We start from the raw sequence: 21,746 nt of genomic DNA, 5'->3' as shown, positions 1-21,746 counted from the left end.
AATCTTTTCAAATATCCTCAAATTTTTTGTTTTTTGATAAATTCAGTCAACAAATAAAAATAATTTGGTGTATAATGATGGAAGATATAATTTTTGCGCAGATTCATGCGTATCTCCATAACCGGCAGTTCATGGATATCAAAACAATTGATTATAGAAAGAAAGGATGTTTGGAATGCGTTCAGTGGGTCCATCCGGTATCGGACCTTATGGTATTCGATTCGGAATCAATCATAAACATCGGAAAGGCCGGAAAGGTGCCATCTTTATTCTGTGCGGTACTCTGATCCTTTTTTCACTGTTGTTGTACAAGGGAACTTCTGGCGCAGGGGAGGATTCGAAAGACGCCGTTCAGCGGGCTGAGGGTCAGGAAGGCCTTCCCGGGGAACAAAATACAGCCCGGTCCGCCAATGATTCTGCTGAATGGAAAGGCGATCAGGCTGTCCGTCAGGGGAAAGCCGGGGATATGGATTCAAGATCCGGGGATTCAGGGAATAGAAGCTCAGGGGATAGAAACGCAGACGACATGAGCTTAAAGATTGCAGGGGGTGGAGAAATGGGAGAGTGGATGCTGACTTTGGTGAATGACGGGAATCCTCTCCCGGATGGTTATGAGGTTCCGCTGAAGAAGCTGGATAACGGACTGCAGTTTGACGCACGGGCCATTGAATCATTGAATGCCATGCTTTCAGATGCAAGGGCGCAGGGTTTGTCGCCTATTGTATGCTCGGCCTACCGAACCATTGAATATCAGCAGAAGTTATTCGGCAAACAAATCGACAAGCAGATGTCCAGGGGATTCGACCGCCGTCGGGCAGAGGTGGAAGCGCGTAAAGTCGTCACGATTCCCGGGACAAGTGAACACAATTTGGGGCTGGCTGCGGATATCGTATCGGAAACCTATCAGATACTGGATGACAAACAGGCGGATACGCCGGAAATGCAGTGGCTGATGGAGCATTGCGATGAATATGGATTCATTCTTCGGTATCCGGATGGGAAAACCCCTCAGACCGGTGTGATTTATGAACCCTGGCATTTCCGCTATGTGGGAAAGAAAGCGGCAAGGGAGATCAAGGAAAAAGGTCTCTGCCTGGAAGAGTATCTGGGAGATGCCAATTAGCATCTCCTGCCGGATGCTTATGGTCCGGGAACAATCCGATTCCCAAAATTCCCAAACTGGGCTGGTTCATACAGTTTCATTCCGGCTCTGGTCTGGTAAAATATTGAAATCATTGACAGGTCAGCAGACATCGTGTTATTGTATTCATGAAGGCAGAAAGAAACGCATATAAGATCTATAAAAGAAAGAAATGCATCAAAGGTATAGATAGGAAGAAAAGAAACGCATCATTGTAATTGACGCATATACACAACGCATATACACAAGGTGGGGTATTTTAGATTTTTTGGACAAGGTATCCGACAGAATTTTTCATAACAACAGGTTGCGACGAATAGAATACGGTAGGACAGATTGAAAGAACAGGGTAAAAAGACGACCTATGGTTTAGCCTGAAGAAGATTTGGATCTCCGGTTACAAAAGATTAACAGATCAGGAAGCAGCTTTTTTACTGTTAATCAAAATGAAAAGGAGGATGGAATCTATGTTCAGAAAGAATCTTTCCGGAATACTCGTTTTTACCATGCTGTTTCTGCTCCCCGCTGCGGCAATGACGGGATGCAAGTCCGGCTCGTCCACTGAAACAATGACGGATGTAGGCACTCCCCGCAGGGAAACCCTTATCGTCGAAACACAGACGCCGACAGATGTGCCGGGACAGTTCAACACCTATATGCAGGGCACGCAGGTGGGATTTGGCATTCACCAGCTGATGTCCGCCATGATGTGGGAGATGGATACGGTCAAAGGCGAGCAGTTCGGAGAAGTCGCGGATGGTATGCCCGAGTCCAATGATGATTTTACCGAGCATACCGTGAAGATCCGCAAGGGGATCAAATGGTCCGACGGGGAAGATCTGAATGCCGACGACGTTGTGTTCACATTCAATATGATTATGTCCACCCCCGGTATTGGGGCGCATGATTATTACAATACCATCTTTTCCTCTGTGGAAAAGGAAGACGATTATGCGGTCCGGATTGTAACCAGGGAATCGTTTCCCCGACTGGCGCAGAAATTCGGTGTTACCATTTACGGCAATGATCTGCGCATTGTACCGGAACATATCTATTCCAAGGCAAAGGATGTCACCAATTTCAAGGACAGTAAGCCTGTGGTGGCTGGTCCGTATACCGTAAAATCCTATGACAAGCTTGGCAAGTGGATTCTTTATGAGCGGCGCAAAGACTGGAAAAACAGTACCGTCGGAGTTGTGACCGGCAAGATGCCTCAGGCAAAGTACGTTCTCTTTAAATCCCTTGGAGACGATACCACCCGGCAGATGAGCATGATCAACAATGAAGTCGATATTCTGTGCGAGGTTACGCCGGAAATGCTGGAAGTTATGACAAAGGACAATGGCAAGATCTCCGCCTGGTACGATGGATTCCCTTACGCCACCAGTGATGATCCCTGTTCCAAGGGACTGGCATTTGAAATGGCCAAGGAACCTTACAGCAGTCCTGATTTTCGCTGGGGAGTAGCGCTGGCGATGAACTTTGACGAAGTCTCCGACAGCATATTCAGCGGTGTGGGCCGTACCAGTCCCCTGCCGATTCTGACGGATACCAGTGCCATGCAGGAGCTGTATTACAAGCCGCTGCTCCCCTGGCTGGAAGAGTTCGAGCTGGACCTGGGCGATGGGACGAAGGTCAGGCCCTTTGATACCGGCTATGCGGAGCGGATGTCAAAAAAGCTCCGGGATAAGGGGTATGATATTCCCACGGACAAAGACGAGTTGATTGATATGTTCGGCATCGGCTGCTGGAAATATGATCCGGAGGCGGCGGAGAAGCTGTTTCTCAAAGCCGGGCTGGAAAAGAAAGCGGATGGATGGTATTTCAAGGGCAAGCCCTTCACGATTCAAATGACTTATCTGGCGGATACGGAGGCGCAGGCAGGACGCGGACTTACCGCTGCCTATGACCAGCTGGTCAAGTTCGGATTCAACTGCAGCCTTTCCAGCGAAAGCAGTGCGACCTGGGATACCAACGGTGCCACCGGAAATTACGAGATTGCGGGCTATTGGCCCACCGGCGGGATCACCAGGGATATTTATTCCCAGATCAGCGGCTGGGACGCCGATCTCATCGTGCCTTTGGGAGAACGGGGCGCCGGACAGGGTTCCCGCTGGAACAATGCCGAAGCAACGCAGATCATTCATGAAATGGCGAATCTGTCTCCCGATGATGAAAAATCCTATGATCTGGCCATGGATTTTATGAAGATTGCGGTAAAGGATCTTCCTTTCATCGGATTTCATTCCGGCATCAAATTTGTGCCGACCAACAGCACCTACTGGGAGCATTACCCCAACGCCGAGGATCCTTACAATGGCCCATGGTGGTGGTGGAGCTGCTTCAAATATATTACCACCGAGGTCTCTCCTGTCGGTGCCAAAAAATAGCAGAAACAACGGGACGGATTCACTGAAGAGTATGATTCTATAGGAATATCAATGCTGAACGAATGGCCGGGGCATGTATCCCCGTTTGATGACATGCCCCCCCTTTTTATTCTTCTTCCACCAAAGGAGAGAGTGCAGCTATGAAATTTCGCAAATATTTTTTCCTTCGTATCCTGACATGTATTCTGACGATATGGATTGGTGTTACCTTTATCTTTTTTATTCCGCGGATGTTTCCTTCCGACCCGGTGGAGAGCATGATCGGACAGATTCAGTCCCGTTCCGGACAGATGGATCCCGTTGAGCTGGAATCGCTGCGGCGGTCCTTGCGTGTTCAGTTCGGTCTGGAAGGATCCCTTCTGGAGCAATACGGTTCCTTCCTCTGGAAAGGCCTGCTTCATTTTGATTTCGGGCCTTCCCTGATGAGTTACCCCACTCCTGCAGGGGAGATCATCCGGACATATCTGCCCTATACCCTGATCCTGTCGCTGACGACCACCATGATAGCCTGGATCATCGGCAATCTTATCGGCCTGCAGGCGGGATTCCGAAAAGACAAACGGTCCTCCAAAATTATGGAGGGGATCGCAATATGTCTTTATCCGGTTCCTTATTTTATTATCGCATTGATTCTGCAGATCGTATTTGCTTTTCTGCTGGGCTGGTTTCCCCTTCAGTCCAACATCAACTCCATGGGAGGCGTTACCTCGTATCTGGGCTCCCTTCTCCGGGCATCCGTTCTGCCTGCTGTTTCGATGCTGCTGGTGGGAACAGGGTGGTGGATCATATCCATGAAATCCCTTTCCGGTGCCACGGCAGAAGAGGATTTTGTACTGTATGCCCGCTACCGGGGGATTCCGGAAAAAATCATCGGCAGGAATTATGTTTTCCGCAATTCCGTTCTGACGCAGGTCACAGCGTTGGCAATGAGCCTCGGCGGAGTATTCAGCGGTTCCATCATGACCGAGATCATCTTTGGCTATCCCGGTGTCGGTACCTTGATTCAAAAGGCGATTCTGCAGTCGGACTACAATATGATTCTGGGCTGCATCACCATTTCCATTGTCGCCATTTCCCTGTCGACTTTGATTGTGGATCTGATTTATCCGTTCATCGACCCGCGGATTCGGTACAGTTGAGAGAGGAGGAACGGAGCACATGAAAAAGTTCTGGAAAAATGCGAATGGCCGCCTGAAGACTGGCATGGTGATGACAGCCTTCTTCCTGGTTCTTGGATTTGCATTGTATTATATTCCCCATGTCAATCCCTTCACCTACAACAGCTATCCGGGGAAGCTTCCGCCCTCCTGGCAGCACTGGCTGGGCACCACCAGCCTGGGGCAGGATATTTTCTGGCTGCTGATGGAGGCGATTCACAATTCGCTCCTGATCGGACTGATTGTTGCCCTGATTGGCACGGTTGTAGGGGTGTTTGTGGGACTGCTGGCAGGCTTTTCCGGCGGTGTGGTGGACCGTGTACTGACGGTTGTCACGGATACCTTTGTTGTCATTCCTTCCCTGCCCATCCTGATTCTGATGACCTCTCTGATGAAAGGAACCTCCACCGCTGTTCTGATGGCGCTGGTGCTGGCCATGTTTGCATGGGCCTGGCCCAGCCGTCAGATCCGTTCCATGGCTCTGACGATGAAGGAACGGGACTTTATTCAGACGGCGTGGTTTTCCGGGGAGGGTACGGTCCAGGTGATCCTGACGGAAATCCTTCCCTTTGCCCTGACGTGGTCGTTGTCCAATTTCATGAATGCGACCCTGTCCGCCATTGCCTCGGAATCCAGCCTTGCCGTCCTGGGCCTGTCCCCGGCAAACCTGATTTCCCTGGGCAACATGATCCAATGGGCCAGGGAACGCAACGCCATCTTTGCCGGGCAATGGTTCTGGATCGGCTCGCCCATCATGGCAACGGTACTGCTGTTTATCGGGCTGTTTCTATTGATTACAGGTTACAATGACTATCTGTCCAGGAAGAGAGGGAGGTAATATGCTGAAAATTGATCATCTGTCCACCTCTTATCGGACCATTGACGGAAAGGTGCATGTTGTCAGCAATCTGGACTTTACAATCCGGGACAACGAAATTTTTGGCATTGCAGGGGAATCCGGCTGCGGAAAATCGACGCTTCTGAAAGCCATCTATGATATTGTGGAGTTTCCGCTGGAGATTGACTCGGGCCGGGTTATCCTGAGCGGTGAAAAAGACGGCCGGTCCTTTTCCTGTGAATCCGGCGAAATCCGCAAAACCTGGTGGGATCGTATTTCCTATATTCCCCAGGCGGCTCAAAGTGTGCTGAATCCCATCACACGCCTGAAGGCTCAGTTTCTGGACTCCGTTCCCGAAAAAATCCGGGAGGAAGAATCCGACCGGCATATTCTCAGGCAGGTTGGCCAATACCTGGAGGAGCTGGACCTTTCCCCGGGCCTTCTGGACGCCTTTCCCTTTCAGTTGTCCGGCGGCATGCGCCAGCGGGTGATCATTGCCCTGGCTACCTTCCTGTCTCCCAATGTGGTGCTGGCGGATGAACCGACCACCGCCCTGGATGTCGTGGTGCAGCGCGGTATCCTGATGATGCTGATGCGTCTGCAGAAGCAGCTGAAGAATACCATCGTGCTGGTCAGCCATGACATGGGTGTCCACTATCAGGTGACTGACCGCATGGCCATTATGTATTCGGGAAGCTTCGTGGAGCTGGGCAAAACGGAGGATATTTTCCGAAGCCCGATTCATCCCTATACCACGATGCTGATTGGAGCACTGCCCCGGGTAGGGGACCGGGGACAGAAGGTCGGGATTCCGGGGCAGCCGCCTGCGCTGACCGATCCGCCTCCCGGATGCCGGTTTGCACCGCGCTGCCCTGAGGCGACAGAACGATGCCGCTGCGAGGCGCCGACTTTTCGGGAAGTGGAGCCCGGCCGTTTTGTGGCGTGTCACATGCGGGAAAAGGAGGTGGACTAAAAATGGGACAAAAATTGCTGGAACTGAAAGATGTCACAAAAATCTTCCGGATTGGCGGCATGCTGAGAGGAAAAAAGCTTGTGGCCGTAGACGAAGTTTCCCTTGCAATGGACTCCGATGAGCCGACCATCCTGTCGGTGGTCGGGGAATCCGGATGTGGAAAGTCCACCCTGTGCCGGATGATTTTGCGTATCTACAAACCGGACGGAGGGGATATTGTACTGGATGGCCATTCCTATTCCAATTCGAAGGAATGTGATCCCCGGCAGTTCCGAATGGAGGTTCAGCCGATTTTCCAGAATCCCTATGAGGCCTTTTCTGCACGCAAAAAAGTGGACACCTATCTGTTCAATACGGCACTCCGGCTGGGTATTGCAAAGGATCACAGGGAAGCGGAGGAACGAATCGATGAAACACTTCGCAGCGTTGGCATGTCCCTGGCCTCGGTAAGGGATAAATACCCCACTCAGTTTTCCGGAGGGGAGCTTCAGCGCATTTCAATTGCCCGGGCTCTGATTACGCGCCCAAAGCTGATTGTTGCAGACGAACCGGTTGCCGCCATCGATGCCTCCATGAAGATGAACATCGTCAACCTATTCCGGCAGCTGAAGGATCAGTATCAGGTTTCCTTTCTCTATATCACCCATGATCTTTCTACGGCCTATTACGTCTCCGATTTCATCGCCACTCTTTACCGCGGCTGTCTGGTGGAGTACGGTCCGGCCAGGGAGATCATGGAGGACCCGGCACATCCCTATACGGAGCTTTTGATGAATGCCGTACCACGGGTGGGGGGCAAATGGAAGGAGGAGATGGCAATGCCGGATACCGAGGATAAGGAATATGCCCTTTCCGCCTGCAAATTTGCTCCGCGCTGTCCCTATGCGACAAAGGAATGCCGGGAAAAACAACCGGAGATGACCGATTCGGATTCCAGGGGATCCCGGAAGGCAGCGTGCTGGCATCCCTTGATTTCCTGACGGTTCTGTGCTTCGGACTGCCTCTGAATTGTGTTTTTTCTGATTCACGGGGCTGTCCGGGGCGTTTTATTTTCCCGGATCCGGACACTTCCCATTCCTTTGTGGAAAAGCGGAAAAAATCAGCAATCCGCTTGAATCCTCCATGAGTTCCCTGTAGAATAGGGTTAGTGCATCAAGGATCGGGAAAGAAAGATTGGGAAAGAAAAAATGAAGTCCACAGATCGGGAAAGGAAGGTTGTTTCTATGCAGAAGGAAATATCTTTTGAGGAATTAAGGAAGTTTGAAAGCAGTTTTCAGGGCAGCCGTGCCAATCAGGTTGCCATGAATGCCGCATCCACCAACGGTGTGATCAAGGCAGCGACCAATCCGCTGGTATTTGGAAAAGTGCCGCATAATTTTTCCATCAGTCTGGAGCAGGGCGATATCACGGATCAGAAGCAGAGCGGCAGATGCTGGATGTTTTCCGCACTGAATACGATGCGGTATCGGATCATCAAAAAGCTGAATCTGAAGACATTTGAATTGTCCCAGAGTTATCCTTTGTTTTATGACAAGCTGGAAAAGGCCAATTATTTTCTGGAGAGCATCCTGGAAACGATGAAGGAAGAACGGGATGGGAGACTGATTGCCTTTTTGCTGTCCGAACCTATGAATGACGGCGGACAATGGGATATGCTGGTCAACCTGGTGAACAAATACGGCGTGGTTCCAAAATATGCTATGCCGGAAACGGTCAATTCCGAGAACACAAGGGAAATGGACGGTTTTTTGACCAAGCTGCTGCGTCAGTATGCCTGTGAACTGCGGGAAGGATACCAGGCCGGCAAATCCGTGGAAACCCTTCGGGAGGAGAAGAAGGGATATATGAATCATATCTATACGATTCTTTGTATCTGCCTGGGAGTGCCCCCCAAATCCTTTGACTTTGAAGCAAGGGGAGAAGACAAGATCTATATTTCCGACAAAAACATCACGCCGGTGGAGTTTTTCAAAAAATATGTGGATATGGATCTGGAGCAGTACATCAGCCTGATCAATGCTCCCACCGCCGACAAGCCATTTCATAAGACCTACACGGTTTCCTATCTGGGAAATGTGAAGGAAGGCCGACCTGTGAAGTACCTGAACCTGGAGCTGGCTCCGATCAAGGCAGCTGCCATTGCACAGCTGAAGGATAATGAGCCGGTATGGTTTGGCTGCGACGTGGGGCAGAGCAGTCTTGGAAAGAAAGGAATCCTGGATATGGATGCTGTTCGGGTGAACGATCTGTTTGATACGGAGTTCTCCATGAATAAGGCACAGAGACTGGATTATGGAGAAAGCCAGATGACCCATGCCATGGTATTTATGGGTGTGGATCTGGATGAGAAGGGAAATTCCACCCGGTGGAGAGTGGAAAACAGCTGGGGGAAGGAAACCGGGAAGGAAGGATACATGGTCATGAGCGACAAATGGTTTGATGAGTTCATGTATCAGGTTGTTGTGAACAAAAAATATCTGCCGGAAGCCATTCAAAAGGAATGGGAGCAGGAGCCGATTCCCCTGAAGCCCTGGGATCCCATGGGATCTCTGGCAAGATAGCTTTGACGAACTGCGCCGCAGGAAAACATCGCTGCAGCTGAAACTGACAGGAAAATCATTGACCCGCATCTTTACGCAGGAGGCGGGTCTTTTCATGCATTTTGTTCTGTGGATTTCATTTGGATCCCATTGAACGAAAATAAAGTCATATTTGCGGATACCCAAACATATCATAAAACAGATAAGCATCCTTGTTATTTTACAGAAATACGCCTTTTGCACTGAAAGGAAAAAGATATCCGAAAAGTTTTCGTAGAAGGAATGGGAAATTTTTCGGAAATTAGAGGAAATACAAGGAAGAAAGAGAATAAGTAATTGATTGAAGAGAATTAGAGTAGCGAAGCGGGAGCAATCAGGATAATTATGGGCTATAGAGGATATGATACCAGAGCAATCAGTCAGGTCATGTTACATGGGGGAGGGTTTTATATGGATGAGAACCAACGCTGTGTTACTGCCCTCGTTGAAATTTGTAAGGATTTTGTAAATTACCTGAATACCCTGAAAGAAAAAGGCATTTTGGATGAAGAAGAATATGAACAATATACGAAGAGAAAATATCAGTTCATTCATAAGATGGAAAAATGACCGAATCCTCGGCCATTTTTCCTTTTTTCTGCGAGCTTGTTTCTTTTCCCTGTTCTTATTTTTGTCCCATCGGCGATATCATCGTGGAAGTGCAGCGGATATTTTTGTATAATGGTTCATAGACAGATACTTAAATTCAGGGAGGTTGGGATATGCAGTACAAAAGCGATATTGAGATCGCGCAAAGCGTGAAGATGAAGCCGATCCGGGAAGTAGCAGCAGCCCTTGGGATCGGGGAGGATGACATGGAACCTTATGGCAGATACAAATGCAAGGTAAACAGCCTGGCTCTGACGGAGGACGGGATGGGAAACAACGGTCAGACAGGGAACAGCGAACCGGCAGGAAATGGCAGGCTGATCCTGGTGACTGCCATCAACCCGACTCCTGCCGGGGAAGGCAAGACCACCACGACCATCGGGCTTGGAGATGCCTTGCGAAAGCTGGGCAAAAAGGTTGTCCTGGCCATCCGGGAGCCGTCTTTGGGTCCGGTGTTCGGCATAAAGGGAGGAGCAGCCGGAGGCGGCTATGCCCAGGTTGTTCCCATGGAGGACATCAATTTGCATTTTACCGGGGACATGCATGCCATCAGCGCTGCCAATAACCTCCTGGCAGCCATGCTGGACAACCATATCTATCAGGGAAATAAACTGGATCTGGATGTACGGAAGATTACCTGGAAACGCTGTATGGACATGAACGACCGGCAGCTTCGGTTCCTTACGGACGGACTGGGCGGCAGGACCAATGGGGTTCCCCGGGAAGACGGATTTGACATCACGGCCGCATCGGAGATTATGGCAATTTTGTGCCTTTCCGGAGATATGGAGGATCTGAAGGCGCGGCTCGGGAAAATCGTAGTGGGCTATACAAGGGACGATCAGCCCGTTACGGCGGGACAGCTGAAAGCGGAGGGTGCCATGGCCGCCCTGCTCCGGGATGCGATAAAACCCAATCTGGTTCAGACACTGGAGCATACCCCGGTTTTTGTTCACGGCGGACCATTTGCCAATATTGCCCATGGATGCAGCAGTATCGCAGCAACCCGGATGGCAATGCAGCTGGGGGATTATGCTGTGACAGAAGCCGGTTTCGGTGCAGATCTGGGAGCGGAGAAGTTTCTGGACATCAAATGCCGCATGGGCGGTCTGAAGCCGTCTGCCGTCGTCATTGTAGCTACGGTCCGGGCCCTGAAGCTGCACGGAGGGGCACAGAAGGATGCTCTGGGAAAAGAGGATCTCAGCGCATTGGAAAAAGGGATTCCCAATCTGCTCAAGCATATTGAAAACATTACGGTGAAGTTTGGCCTGCCGGCGGTGGTGGCCGTCAACCGTTTTCCCACGGATACGGAGGCGGAGCTTCGCTTTGTGGAGGACCGGTGCAGGGAGCGGAAGGTCCCTGTGGCTCTGTCGGAGGTCTGGGCAAAGGGAGGAGAAGGAGGCATTCAGCTGGCAAAGGAGGTACTCCGGCTGGCAGATGGGAAAGGCAGCAATGGGTTCCATTTCCTCTATCCGGATGAAATGCCGCTGAGGAAGAAGATGGAAACCATTGCCGGAGGAATCTACGGAGCAGACGGTGTGGACTATGCCCCCGCTGCGCAAAAGGAGATCGACCGGCTGGAATCCCTGGGATTTGGCAGGCTTCCTGTCTGCATTGCCAAGACACAGTACTCCCTTTCGGACGATGCGAAGAAACTGGGCCGGCCAAAAGGGTTCCGCATTACCGTTCGGAATGTGAAGGTATCCGCAGGAGCCGGCTTTGTTGTCGCGCTGACCGGGGACATTATGACCATGCCTGGACTGTCCCGGGTGCCTGCGGCGGAGAAGATCGACGTCAGCCCGGCAGGGGTGATTTCCGGTTTGTTCTGATTTGTTCTGATTGAAAATATATTCTCGGGAGGGAAAACGGTTATGATGGAGAAAAGCTGCAGGGAATTTCTTGACATGCTGGCCTCCCGGGCACCGGTTCCGGGAGGAGGCGGGGCTTCCGCTCTGGCAGGTGCTCTGGGCATGGCTTTGGGCAGCATGGTGGGAAATCTTACATTGAATAAGAAAAAATATGAAAATGTGCAGGATGATATTCAGGGAATCCTTGGCAGGGCTAATGCGCTGCAGCAGGAGCTGCTTGTCCTGGTGGAAAAGGATGGGGAGGTTTTTGCACCGCTTTCCAGGGTGTATGGCCTTCCCAGAGGAACAGAGGAAGAAAAGAAAATCCGGGAGGAGGAAATGGAAGCCGCATTGGAGAATGCATGCAGTGTTCCCATGGAGATCATGGAAAAATGCCTGGGATGCATCGATCTGCATGAGAAATTGTCTGAAAAAGGGACCGGAATAGCCATCAGTGATATCGGCGTAGGCGTATTGCTCTGTAAATCGGCCCTGATGGGAGCGCAGCTGAACGTCCAGATCAATACTTCCTCCATGAGGAACAGGCCCTGTGCGGAAGAGTTGAATGCCAGGGCGGCCCGGATGATGGAGTCCGGTGTCCGAAAAGCGGATCTGGTTTATCAGAGGGTGGAGAAACGAATTGTCGGCTGACCGGTGCGAAGGAGGGAACGCAGTGATTCTGAAAGGTTCTGAGGTATCCCGGGCCATGAAGGATCGGGCAGCAGCCGATGTGGACAGGCTGAAGAGAAAAGGGGTCTTTCCTCATCTGGCGCTGGTCCGTCTGGGAGACCGGCCGGATGACCGGATCTATGAGCGATCTGCCATAAAAAAATGCGAAGGGTGGGGCATCCGGTGTACTGTCTTTTCTTATCCGGAAGACACATCCCAGGAGAAATTGATCCGGGAAATCAAAAAGCTCAATCAGGACGCATCGATTCACGGGATTCTGGTTTTCCGGCCCCTGCCCCGGCACATGCGGGAAGAGACCGTACAATATGCCATGGATCCTGAAAAGGATGTGGACTGCTTCAGTCCTGTCAATGTAGCAAAGGTCTTTGAAGGGGATGGCAGCGGATTTGCGCCCTGTACGCCGGAGGCGGTGCTGGAAATCCTTGACTTTTATCGGATTCCCATAGAGGGGAAAAACATTGTGATCGTAGGCAGGAGCATGGTGGTGGGAAGACCGGTTGCCATGCTCCTGCTTCAGAGGCACGGCACGGTTACTATCTGCCACACCCGGACAGCGAACCGGTCAGAGATTTGCCGGAATGCCGAACTTCTTGTGGCGGCTGCCGGCAGGCCCGGCCTCATTACATCAGACGATGTCGGGCAGGGGGCAGCTGTGATAGATGTGGGGACAAATGTGGATGAAAGAGGGAATCTCTGCGGAGATGTATGTTTTGACGAAGTCCGCGCAAAAGCGGGATTCCTTACTCCGGTGCCGGGAGGCGTGGGTACGGTTACCACATCGGTCCTGGCAAGGCATGTTGTGCAGGCAGCAATGAAGGCCTGCGGCGAAAACCGATAACCGCACCGGGAAAGTATTAAAACGATAGAATTTAAAGATTTGTCTTGTTCTTATGATAAAAAAGCTGATATTTGAAAGGCAATAAATGTTAAACTTTGAAAGGAAATCTGTAAAGGCATAGTAACTTTAGTTTCGTATGGGCATTGTTAGCGTAAAGTTACCGTAGGGATTAAGAGTAATAAATTACCATAAGGATTGAAAAGAAGGCGACATCCTGCTAAAATATTGATCATCACAAAAATATTAAGAAAGGGTGTCACCTTCCATGTACAGTATACAAGATTTTAACGAGTTTGCAAGAAAAACAGAAAATAAGGTAAGAGAATTTTTAAGGGAAGGTAAGGATCTGGCAGAACTGACTCTGGGGCTGCAGGAGGATCTGTTTGAACTTGGTCGGAATATACTGGTGGAGACTCTTGAGGGGATGGATGAACAGCTTCGAAAGTCCGGGGTCAGGAAAAACAATTGGGAGATTGTCAGGAAAGATGAGACAGGGATCTTAACGACCTTTGGAACGATCAAGTATAATAGAACGTATTTTAAGCCAAAGAGTGGTGGCAAAAGGAAATATCTCGTTGATGAGCTTGTTGGTCTTAAGCCACATGACAGAGTGAGTGCAGATGTGGTGATCAATGTGGTGGAAGAGGCCATAGACAGCAGCTACAGGAAAGGTGGAGAAAGAGCCGGATATATGGATGAAATAAGCAAGCAGGCTGTTATGGATAAAATACATAACCTTGAGATCAGCGAACATGAGCATAAGGTGGACAAGAAGAGGGATGTCAGGATACTGTATGTTGAAGCAGATGAAGATCATGTTTCCCTGCAGGGAGAAGACGATAAAAGCAAGATAGCTATGCCCAGGCTGGTTTATGTTCATGAAGGCGTAGATCCCGAAAAAAGCAGCCAAACAAGGACCAGGCTTAAAAACGTTAAATATTTTGGCGGCATGTATGATGAGAGTGAGGATCTGTGGCTGGAGGTCATAGAATATATAGACAAGCAGTACAACATGGATTTCATTGAAACCATATACCTTTCCGGGGATGGGGCATCATGGATTAAGGCCGGGCTTGACTGGATTCCCAAAAGCAAGTTTGTGCTGGACAATTTTCATCTTAAGAAATATATGATAACTGCGACTGCACACTTAAACGATGGAGACATCTATCAGGAGTTGAAGGATGCATTGGATTGGCCGGACAAGGACATGGTCAAGGATGTTTTCAAGAAGATCCTCAAACGAACGGTTTCCAAAACGAAGAGGAAGGCAGTTAAGGATGCCAGACGGTACATATTGAATAACTGGCATGGAATAGAAATAAAGGCTGATAAGGACTATGAACTGATAGGATGCAGTGCCGAAGGTCATATAAGCCATGTGTTTTCAAGCAGGCTAAGCAGCAGGCCTAAGGGATGGTCTGAAAAAGGTGTTGCCAGGATGTCCAAACTTATCGTATATAAGAAAAATGGCGGCAGGATCTATGACCTGGTTATGGCACAGAAGCTTAAGGAGAAGGAGAACAGGAAACATGAATTGCAGGATGAATTAATCAAGGAAGTAAGGAAATCATCAGAAAGCAGATATGCTGGTTCATGGAGTAGCAGCCCAACTGTAATTACCATGGGGAAAAAGACAGGGCTGTTTAATGAGATGAGGAGTATGGCCGGAATACGCTATTAGGCCCTTCATAAAGCTCGTTATGGCGTTTTTAATAGCCGGGACGACATAGATCAAGCGTTTATGCCGCGAAAGCTGCTTGATAACGAGAAGTCGGTGTGGTAGCATTGAGGTACGGCAGCAACCGCTCCAAAGCCTATCCCGCTGTTAGAGATGGCTGCTGCCGACATCTGCCGTAAGCCACACCGGCAGAGGCTCGTTGTCAAGCAGATCGTGGAATAAATGCAGCTGACAAGATTGATTGCTGTTAAAATTAATGAAATCAATCAAGACCACTGTTGCTAGTAAGAATATTTCAGGATGTCTCTATTCTTTCTTTCCCTACAGTAAATTGACGCTATCATGGGCATTTGTGGAATTGATTAATCCCACGATTTTTGATAAAATGCGGTATGGCCTGTTTTCGGACAAGATCCGGAGAATTTATGAAGGAAAGCCTGCAGCCTGCTGCAGGTTATTGATACAGGAAACCGGAAGGAAGGTACGGATATGACAGATAGGATCAAAGTTGGAATAGTCGGTTACGGAAACCTCGGAAGGGGAGTGGAGTGTGCTCTGAGCCGATGCCCGGACATGGAGTTCGTCGGTGTATTCACCCGCAGGCCGCCGGATACGGTACCGCTTTTGGACAAAAGCAGGAAAGCCATGCCGGTGGAGGAAGCAGAAAATATGCGGGGACAGATTGATGTTATGATCCTCTGCGGGGGATCTGCTGTTGATCTGCCGGAGCAGGGACCGTATTTCGCATCCCGGTTCCATACGGTGGACAGCTTTGATACCCATGCGAAGATACCGGAGTATTTTGACAGCATGAATCAGGCAGCCGGAAAGACCGGACACATCAGCATTCTGTCCGTCGGATGGGACCCGGGTTTGTTTTCCATCAACCGGATGATGTCGGAGGCGATTCTTCCGGAAGGTAGGAACTATACTTTCTGGGGCAGGGGGATCAGCCAGGGACATTCTGATGCCATTCGGAGGATAAAGGGCGTCCGGGATGCCAGGCAATATACCGTTCCCGTGGATGAGGCCGTCAGACGGGTCCGCAGCGGGGAGGATCCGGATCTTGCGGTCGGAGACATGCACCGAAGGGAATGTTATGTGGTTGCTGAAGAAGGAGCGGACCGGGCACGGATTGAGAAGGAAATCCGGACGATGCCCTATTATTTTGACAAATACGAGACAAAGGTTACCTTTCTGACAGAAGAGGAATTGAAGAGGGATCATTCTGCCATGCCCCACGGTGGATTTGTGATTCGAAGCGGGAAAACCGGCAGAAACAATGAGTCCAGACAGATCATGGAATATTCCCTGAGCCTGGAGAGCAACCCGGAGTTTACTTCCAGCATATTGGTTGCCTATACCAGGGCAGCCTGTCGGATGAGTGCGGAAGGACAGACCGGCGCCCGTACCGTTCTGGACGTGCCGCCGGCTTACCTGTCTCCGAAAACCGGGGCAGAGCTTCGGAAAAAGCTTCTTTAATAAAAAATCAGGGGTGTTGGATTTGAAGGCAATTATTCTGGCCGCCGGCTATGCGACACGGCTGTATCCCTTGACGCTGGATACGCCGAAGGCACTTTTAAAAGTTGGCGGAAAACCGATTTTGGATCATATATTGGACAATGTGGAGGGGATCCAGGCAGTGGATGAAGTCCACGTCGTAACCAACCGTAAATTTATCCGTCAGTTTGCGGATTGGAAGGCCCGGGAAAGGCGGGATCTGCCTATAACGATTTACGATGACGGAACAACAGAGGAGGATAAAAGGCTGGGTGCCCTGGGGGACCTGCAGTTTGTTCTGGACCGTGCCGGCATTTCCGACGATATTATCGTATTGGCGGCAGACAATCTCATGGATTTTTCCCTTTCCAATTTCTACACATATTATCGAAAAGTAAATGGTTCCTGTGTCTGTGTCAAGGAAGTAAAGCCTCATGAACTGGCGAAAATGGGCATTGTACTGATGGACGAAAATGACCGGATCTATGATTTTGAAGAAAAGCCGAAAAATCCGAAGTCTCATATCGGAGCGTTTGCGGTATATATCTATAAGAGGGAAACGGCGAAGCTGCTGAAGGACTATCTGAAAGAGGGTAACAATCCGGATGCGCCCGGCAATTTTCCTGCCTGGCTTTGCCGGAGGGAGCCGGTTTACGGGTATGTCTTTCAGGGGCAGTGTTATGATATCGGCACGCCGGATGCCTATGGGGAAGTACAGGAATTATATCGGGTAGAACAGGAATGACGGAAAGGAATCCTGCAGTGGATCCTGCGTTTATGGAGCAGGCATTGGCAGAGGCGCAGAAAGCCTTTCAGCTGGATGAAGTCCCCATTGGTGCCGTTGTGGTAAAGGATGGGATGGTGATCGGCCGCGGATTCAACTGCAGGGAAAGGGGAAAGGATCCCACCCTGCATGCAGAAATGGTGGCGATCCGCCGTGCTTCTGCCGCTCTGGGCGGCTGGCGTCTGACAGGCTGTGATCTGTACGTTACCATCGAGCCTTGTCCCATGTGTGCCGGTGCCATCCTGCAGGCACGGATCCAAAGGGTGATTTTCGGATCCAGGGACCCCAAGGCAGGCTGCGCCGGCAGTCTCTGTAATCTGCCGGAGGATCTACGGTTCAATCATCGGGCGGAGGTCGTGGAAGGCATTCTGGCAGAGCCCTGTTCCCGGATCATGAAAGATTATTTCAGACAAAAACGGAATGCATGAAGGCTTAAGCTATGAATCAGGCTATGATTTTCAAAAGTTGTGCCCCGTTTTTTCTCATGTTATAATAGTCTAAGATGTTTTGAAGGGAGTTGTTTCAATGGGTCGAGGGGGTGCGTCTCGGGGAGGCGGCGGAAGTTCAGGTGGCGGACGAAGTTTTGGCGGCGGAGGCGGAGGCCGCAGCTTTGGCGGACGCAGCGGCTCAAGCGGCTATAACCGCGGCGGCTCGGGCGGTTTCAACCGCGGCGGATCCGGGAATCCATTTGGCGGGTTCGGATCTTCCCCGCATTGGAATTCCAGCGGCATGGGCCCTGCCTTTTTTGGATATGAGATGGGGAGAAGGAGCGGCAGGAGAAGACGCGGGCCATTTTTTCACCGGAGTGGTCCTGGCTGCCTTACCGTACTCATTGCGCTTATCGTGGCAGTGGTTCTCATCACTTCCTTACCAGGCCAAAGCAACAATAATAATACAGACTCTTTCGGGCAGATAACAGCTTCCACTGTGAAGCGCGAACCTTTGCCGAAAGGGGCAGTTACGGAAACAGGTTATTATACAGACGAACTGGACTGGATTGGAAATCAGACAACCCTGACCGCCGGCCTGAAGAATTTTTATAAGAAGACCGGGGTACAGCCTTATCTGTATATTACGGATACGATCGACGGAACGCATGCCCCTTCGGACGATCAGGTGGAGCAGTTTGCAAACAGCACCTATGAGTCCCTGTTCTCTGACGAAGCGCATTTGCTGGTGATTTTCTTTGAATACGAAGACACGTATCATACCTGGTATCTGGCCGGCAGCCAGGCGAAGACCGTCCTGGATCAGGAGGCCATGGATATCCTTCTGGATTATATCGACCGATATTATTATGATCAGGATCTGACGGATGATCAGATGTTTTCCAAAGCCTTTGACAAAGCAGGGGAACGGATTATGTCCGTTATGACATCACCGTGGGTCCCGGTACTCGTTGTTTTAGGCATTCTGGCTGTTCTGACAGTTGCGTTTTTCTGGTGGCGCAGTTATAAAAAACAGAAAAACAAGGAAGCCGAAGATACCGAGAAAATACTGCATACCCCCCTTGAGACTTTTGGAAGCGGGGAAGCGGAAGAACGGGCAAAAAAATATGATAAATAAAGGAGAATCGGAATCACTATGGGAATGTTATCAAGATTTGGGGACATTATTTCTTCCAATGTTAACGCATTGCTGGACAAAGCGGAGAATCCCTCCAAAATGGTTGACGAATACCTCCGGAAGGCCAACAAGGATCTGGCTGACGTAAAAAGGGAAACGGCAGGGGTTATGGCAGAGGAAACCCGTACCAAACGACTGGTGGATGAAAATGCGGCTTCCGTGGCCAAATATGAGGGTCTTGCAAAGAAAGCGCTGATGGCTGGAAATGAAGACGATGCAAGAGTATTTCTGGCAAAGAAGCAGGAGCTGGAAAGTGCCGGTGCCGGTCTGCAGACCGCTTATGACGCTGCTCATGTGAATGCCGCGAAGATGCGGGATATGCACGACAAGCTGGTAAAGGACATCAATGATCTGAATGCCCGTCGGCAGGCCATCGCTGCCAAGGTTTCCGTGGCAAAAACGCAGGACAGGGTAAACAAGCTGGGAGCCGGTGCAGACAAAATGAAGGGAACGATGGGAGCCTTTAGCCGGATGGAAGAAAAAGCGAACCGCATGATGGACGAGGCAAACGCTGCAAGCGAATTGGACGAACAGCCGGCTGATGAGGCACAGACCCTGGAGGAAAAATATAAAAGCGTTGATACAAACGCATCCGTGGAAAATGAACTGGCTGCCCTGAAAGAAAAACTGGGTATGGACAAGGATCAAAAATAGTCTATCATCAGGTAATTGCAGGAGGAACCCATGATAAAGCAAAGCCAGCAATGGCTGATATAAAAGGAGTCCGGAGCGGCTGTCTTTCAGACGAACCGTTTCGGACTTTTTTGTACTGCGTATTTTCCTTCGTATCTGTATGGCTTTTCCAGACCGGAATGTTCTTCAGGCTGGATGGACGGCATCGGCTGTATTGGACCGTGTCAGGTTTTTCATCCAGTTGAACCGGTTGACCTTGATCACGGCGACGAAGCATTTTAAAATCTGATCGGATTTCAGACAGGCAAAGACCACCCAGGCCGGAGCACTCAGGGACGCAGCAATCAGTGCCGAGGGCAGCACCACACATAATACGAAGAAGGTATCGTTTTTGAAGATGAACGAAATATCTCCGCCGCATTTCACTAATCCAAAGAGACAGGGCGCCTGGTATCCGCGGCCGACGGTGGTGACGGACAGGACACGGATCAGAAGGGTGGCTTCCCGGGCAGCTGCCGTGCTGATGCCGCCGCCGAATACACCGGAATAAAGATGGATAAAAGGTTTGCTGAGCCCTGCCACCAACGCTCCCGAGAGCAGGCCGACAAACAGGAAAATCACCTGGGTGGTTCGGGCATATTCCTTCATGAGATCGTATTTTCCGGCTCCCACCGTTTTGCCGGTAAGGATGCCGACTGCGGATGACAAGCCGTTGATGGCGATGTAGGCGAGGGTATCCATGGTATTGGCGACGGATACCGCCGTGGCAACGGAAGCGCCAAAGAAATGTCCGAAGATGATGGAATTTCCCATCAGATTTACGCTCCATATCAGTTCGCCTGCGATGAGGGGCAGTCCGTAATGGAAAAAGTCATGCAGAAGCGTCCGGTCAAACCGTCGCATATCAGAAAGCTGAAGCTTGAGCTTTTTATCAAATACAAAAACATAGACAATAATCCCAGCCGCTTCGATGACACGCCCGATCAACGTGGACAGTGCCGCGCCGAATACGCCCCATCCAAGGCCGTAGATAAACACGCCGTTCAGGGAAACATCCACTGTCAGGGAGAGGAGGGAAATCGTCATGCCGATGGAGGTGGTTTCCACTGAACGCATGGCACTGAGCAGCGCCTGGGTAACACAGAAGAAAAGATAGGACAGGGCAACGGTCCGCAGGTATACGATGCCTTCCCGGGCGACTCCCGGCTCGGAGGTAAAAATAGCGATCACCGTGCCGGGGAACAGCAGACAGACCAGAGATACGACTGCGCCGACGATAAGGGAGAGGCGTACTCCGATGGCGATAATGCTTTTGATGTTGGCGACATCTTTCTTCCCCCAGTATTGGGCGGAGAGAATCAGGATGACTCCGCTGATGCCGCTGGTGAACATCTGTACAAAGGTGTTGATCTGGCTGGCAAAGTAAACACCGGATACCGCTTCGTCCCCCAGGGAGCTGACCATCAGGTTGTCCGCAAAGGAGGAGAGGAAGGCAATCAGGCCCTGGGCTGCCACCGGCAGGGCAAGGGTGATCAGGCTTTTGTAATAGGAACGGTCCCGGGTCAGAATCTGTGTCATAACGGGACTCCTCCCTTTGGAATCTCCTGATGATTGTCCTGCCTTCTGTCCGGCATGGTAATACCCATTTTCTTCATCTCCCATAAAATTTCAGCTGGTTTGTATCAATACAATAAACTACACAACAATTTCTTATTATATGCTTTTTGCTGTGCCTGTTCAACGAATTCAACGAAAGATATTCGAATCATTCCGTTTTGATGTTTTGATTCCATTCGCAGACAGATACAGACGTGATATACTTATGTCTGAATCAATCCATTTCATGAAAGGGGTTACAGGAATGAAAAAGGTACTTTTGCTGGGCGATTCCATTCGCATGGGATACGACGATTATGTGCGGGACTTGCTCAAAGGGGAATGTGAAGTGATTTATTCGGAAGATAACGGACGCTTTGCTTCCTATACTCTGTGGCAGGCCAATCAGCTTTTCAGGGAATACGGGCGGTTTGACATTGTGCACTGGAATAACGGGTATTGGGATATGAACGTGGAGCCTCCGATGAAGGAAGCCATACATCCCGTTGACGAATACGTTCATTTCCTGAAAAGAATTATCCATGAGATCCGTCAAAACGGAGCAAGGATTATATTTGCCACAACGACCCCAATAGCGGAGAAGGGGTCCTCTCCGGACAACACCGGTACCGGAGTGGAAATCAATTATGAAAACAGTTGGGTACAGAAGTATAATGACGCTGCAAAACAGCTGATGGCACAGGAGCATATCCCGGTGAACGATCTGTATGCCCTGATGCGGAAGGACCGGAACTGCTGTAAATGTCCGGACGGACTTCACCTGACGGAGGAAGGATACCGGTTGTGCGCAAAGCAGGTGGCGGGTATGATTCGAAAAGAGCTTGCACTTCGCTGAGAGCTTTT

General features: G+C 50.3%; 19 protein-coding genes. 18 read left to right on the top strand and 1 reads right to left on the bottom strand.

Annotated elements, in window-relative coordinates; all coding sequences use genetic code 11:
- Positions 1–175: 175 nt before the first annotated feature.
- From QBE55_03180 to QBE55_03100, 17 genes are all read left to right on the top strand, one after another.
- Positions 176–1,123: a M15 family metallopeptidase gene (locus QBE55_03180; protein WZL79183.1), complete on the top strand. Its 948-nt coding sequence runs from the start codon at positions 176–178 to the stop codon at positions 1,121–1,123.
- A 485-nt stretch (positions 1,124–1,608) separates the two neighbouring features.
- Positions 1,609–3,531, top strand: coding sequence for an ABC transporter substrate-binding protein (locus tag QBE55_03175; protein WZL79182.1), 1,923 nt, complete (start codon positions 1,609–1,611; stop codon positions 3,529–3,531).
- 140 nt (positions 3,532–3,671) lie between these two features.
- Positions 3,672–4,670: an ABC transporter permease gene (locus tag QBE55_03170; GenBank protein WZL79181.1), complete on the top strand. Its 999-nt coding sequence runs from the start codon at positions 3,672–3,674 to the stop codon at positions 4,668–4,670.
- A gap of 19 nt (positions 4,671–4,689) precedes the next feature.
- On the top strand, positions 4,690–5,526 hold the full coding sequence (locus QBE55_03165; protein WZL79180.1) for an ABC transporter permease: 837 nt from the start codon (positions 4,690–4,692) through the stop codon (positions 5,524–5,526).
- A gap of 1 nt (position 5,527) precedes the next feature.
- Positions 5,528–6,499 (top strand): ABC transporter ATP-binding protein, encoded by a 972-nt coding sequence (locus QBE55_03160; GenBank protein ID WZL79179.1) that lies wholly within the window; start codon positions 5,528–5,530, stop codon positions 6,497–6,499.
- Between the two features lie 2 nt (positions 6,500–6,501).
- Positions 6,502–7,479, top strand: coding sequence for an ABC transporter ATP-binding protein (locus QBE55_03155; protein ID WZL79178.1), 978 nt, complete (start codon positions 6,502–6,504; stop codon positions 7,477–7,479).
- 243 nt (positions 7,480–7,722) lie between these two features.
- Positions 7,723–9,060 carry a C1 family peptidase gene (locus tag QBE55_03150; GenBank protein ID WZL79177.1) on the top strand — a complete coding sequence of 446 codons (1,338 nt, stop codon included), beginning with the start codon at positions 7,723–7,725 and terminating at the stop codon, positions 9,058–9,060.
- 429 nt (positions 9,061–9,489) lie between these two features.
- Positions 9,490–9,648 carry a hypothetical protein gene (locus QBE55_03145; GenBank protein ID WZL79176.1) on the top strand — a complete coding sequence of 53 codons (159 nt, stop codon included), beginning with the start codon at positions 9,490–9,492 and terminating at the stop codon, positions 9,646–9,648.
- A 152-nt stretch (positions 9,649–9,800) separates the two neighbouring features.
- Positions 9,801–11,516: a formate--tetrahydrofolate ligase gene (locus tag QBE55_03140; protein WZL79175.1), complete on the top strand. Its 1,716-nt coding sequence runs from the start codon at positions 9,801–9,803 to the stop codon at positions 11,514–11,516.
- A 42-nt stretch (positions 11,517–11,558) separates the two neighbouring features.
- A complete protein-coding gene (locus tag QBE55_03135) occupies positions 11,559–12,185 on the top strand; it encodes a cyclodeaminase/cyclohydrolase family protein (GenBank protein ID WZL79174.1) in 627 nt (208 codons plus the stop codon).
- 22 nt (positions 12,186–12,207) lie between these two features.
- Positions 12,208–13,062: a tetrahydrofolate dehydrogenase/cyclohydrolase catalytic domain-containing protein gene (locus QBE55_03130; GenBank protein ID WZL79173.1), complete on the top strand. Its 855-nt coding sequence runs from the start codon at positions 12,208–12,210 to the stop codon at positions 13,060–13,062.
- Between the two features lie 265 nt (positions 13,063–13,327).
- Positions 13,328–14,746 carry an ISLre2 family transposase gene (locus QBE55_03125; protein ID WZL79172.1) on the top strand — a complete coding sequence of 473 codons (1,419 nt, stop codon included), beginning with the start codon at positions 13,328–13,330 and terminating at the stop codon, positions 14,744–14,746.
- A 486-nt stretch (positions 14,747–15,232) separates the two neighbouring features.
- The gene (locus tag QBE55_03120; protein ID WZL79171.1) at positions 15,233–16,225 is read left to right on the top strand and encodes a diaminopimelate dehydrogenase; all 993 of its coding nucleotides are present in this window, start codon (positions 15,233–15,235) and stop codon (positions 16,223–16,225) included.
- Between the two features lie 22 nt (positions 16,226–16,247).
- Complete coding sequence (locus QBE55_03115) at positions 16,248–16,988, top strand: nucleotidyltransferase family protein (GenBank protein ID WZL79170.1); 741 nt, start codon at positions 16,248–16,250, stop codon at positions 16,986–16,988.
- The gene (tadA, locus tag QBE55_03110) at positions 16,985–17,455 is read left to right on the top strand and encodes a tRNA adenosine(34) deaminase TadA (GenBank protein WZL79169.1); all 471 of its coding nucleotides are present in this window, start codon (positions 16,985–16,987) and stop codon (positions 17,453–17,455) included. Before QBE55_03115 ends, tadA begins: the two co-directional genes overlap by 4 nt.
- A gap of 97 nt (positions 17,456–17,552) precedes the next feature.
- On the top strand, positions 17,553–18,593 hold the full coding sequence (locus QBE55_03105; protein WZL79168.1) for a hypothetical protein: 1,041 nt from the start codon (positions 17,553–17,555) through the stop codon (positions 18,591–18,593).
- Positions 18,594–18,611: 18 nt separating this feature from the next.
- Positions 18,612–19,307: a PspA/IM30 family protein gene (locus QBE55_03100; protein ID WZL79167.1), complete on the top strand. Its 696-nt coding sequence runs from the start codon at positions 18,612–18,614 to the stop codon at positions 19,305–19,307.
- A gap of 165 nt (positions 19,308–19,472) precedes the next feature.
- Here the strand turns inward: QBE55_03100 and QBE55_03095 are convergent, their stop codons facing one another.
- Positions 19,473–20,864, bottom strand: coding sequence for an MATE family efflux transporter (locus QBE55_03095; GenBank protein ID WZL79166.1), 1,392 nt, complete (start codon positions 20,862–20,864; stop codon positions 19,473–19,475).
- 283 nt (positions 20,865–21,147) lie between these two features.
- Here QBE55_03095 and QBE55_03090 point away from each other — a divergent pair, with 283 nt between their 5' ends.
- A complete protein-coding gene (locus tag QBE55_03090; GenBank protein ID WZL79165.1) occupies positions 21,148–21,738 on the top strand; it encodes a GDSL-type esterase/lipase family protein in 591 nt (196 codons plus the stop codon).
- Positions 21,739–21,746: the final 8 nt, after the last annotated feature.

It is taken from the genome of Eubacteriales bacterium mix99, from assembly GCA_038396605.1.
Lineage (GTDB): Bacteria > Bacillota > Clostridia > Caldicoprobacterales > DTU083 > UBA4874.
Note: the sequence above shows the minus strand (reverse complement) of the source record. Positions and strands in the feature narration are given on the sequence as shown.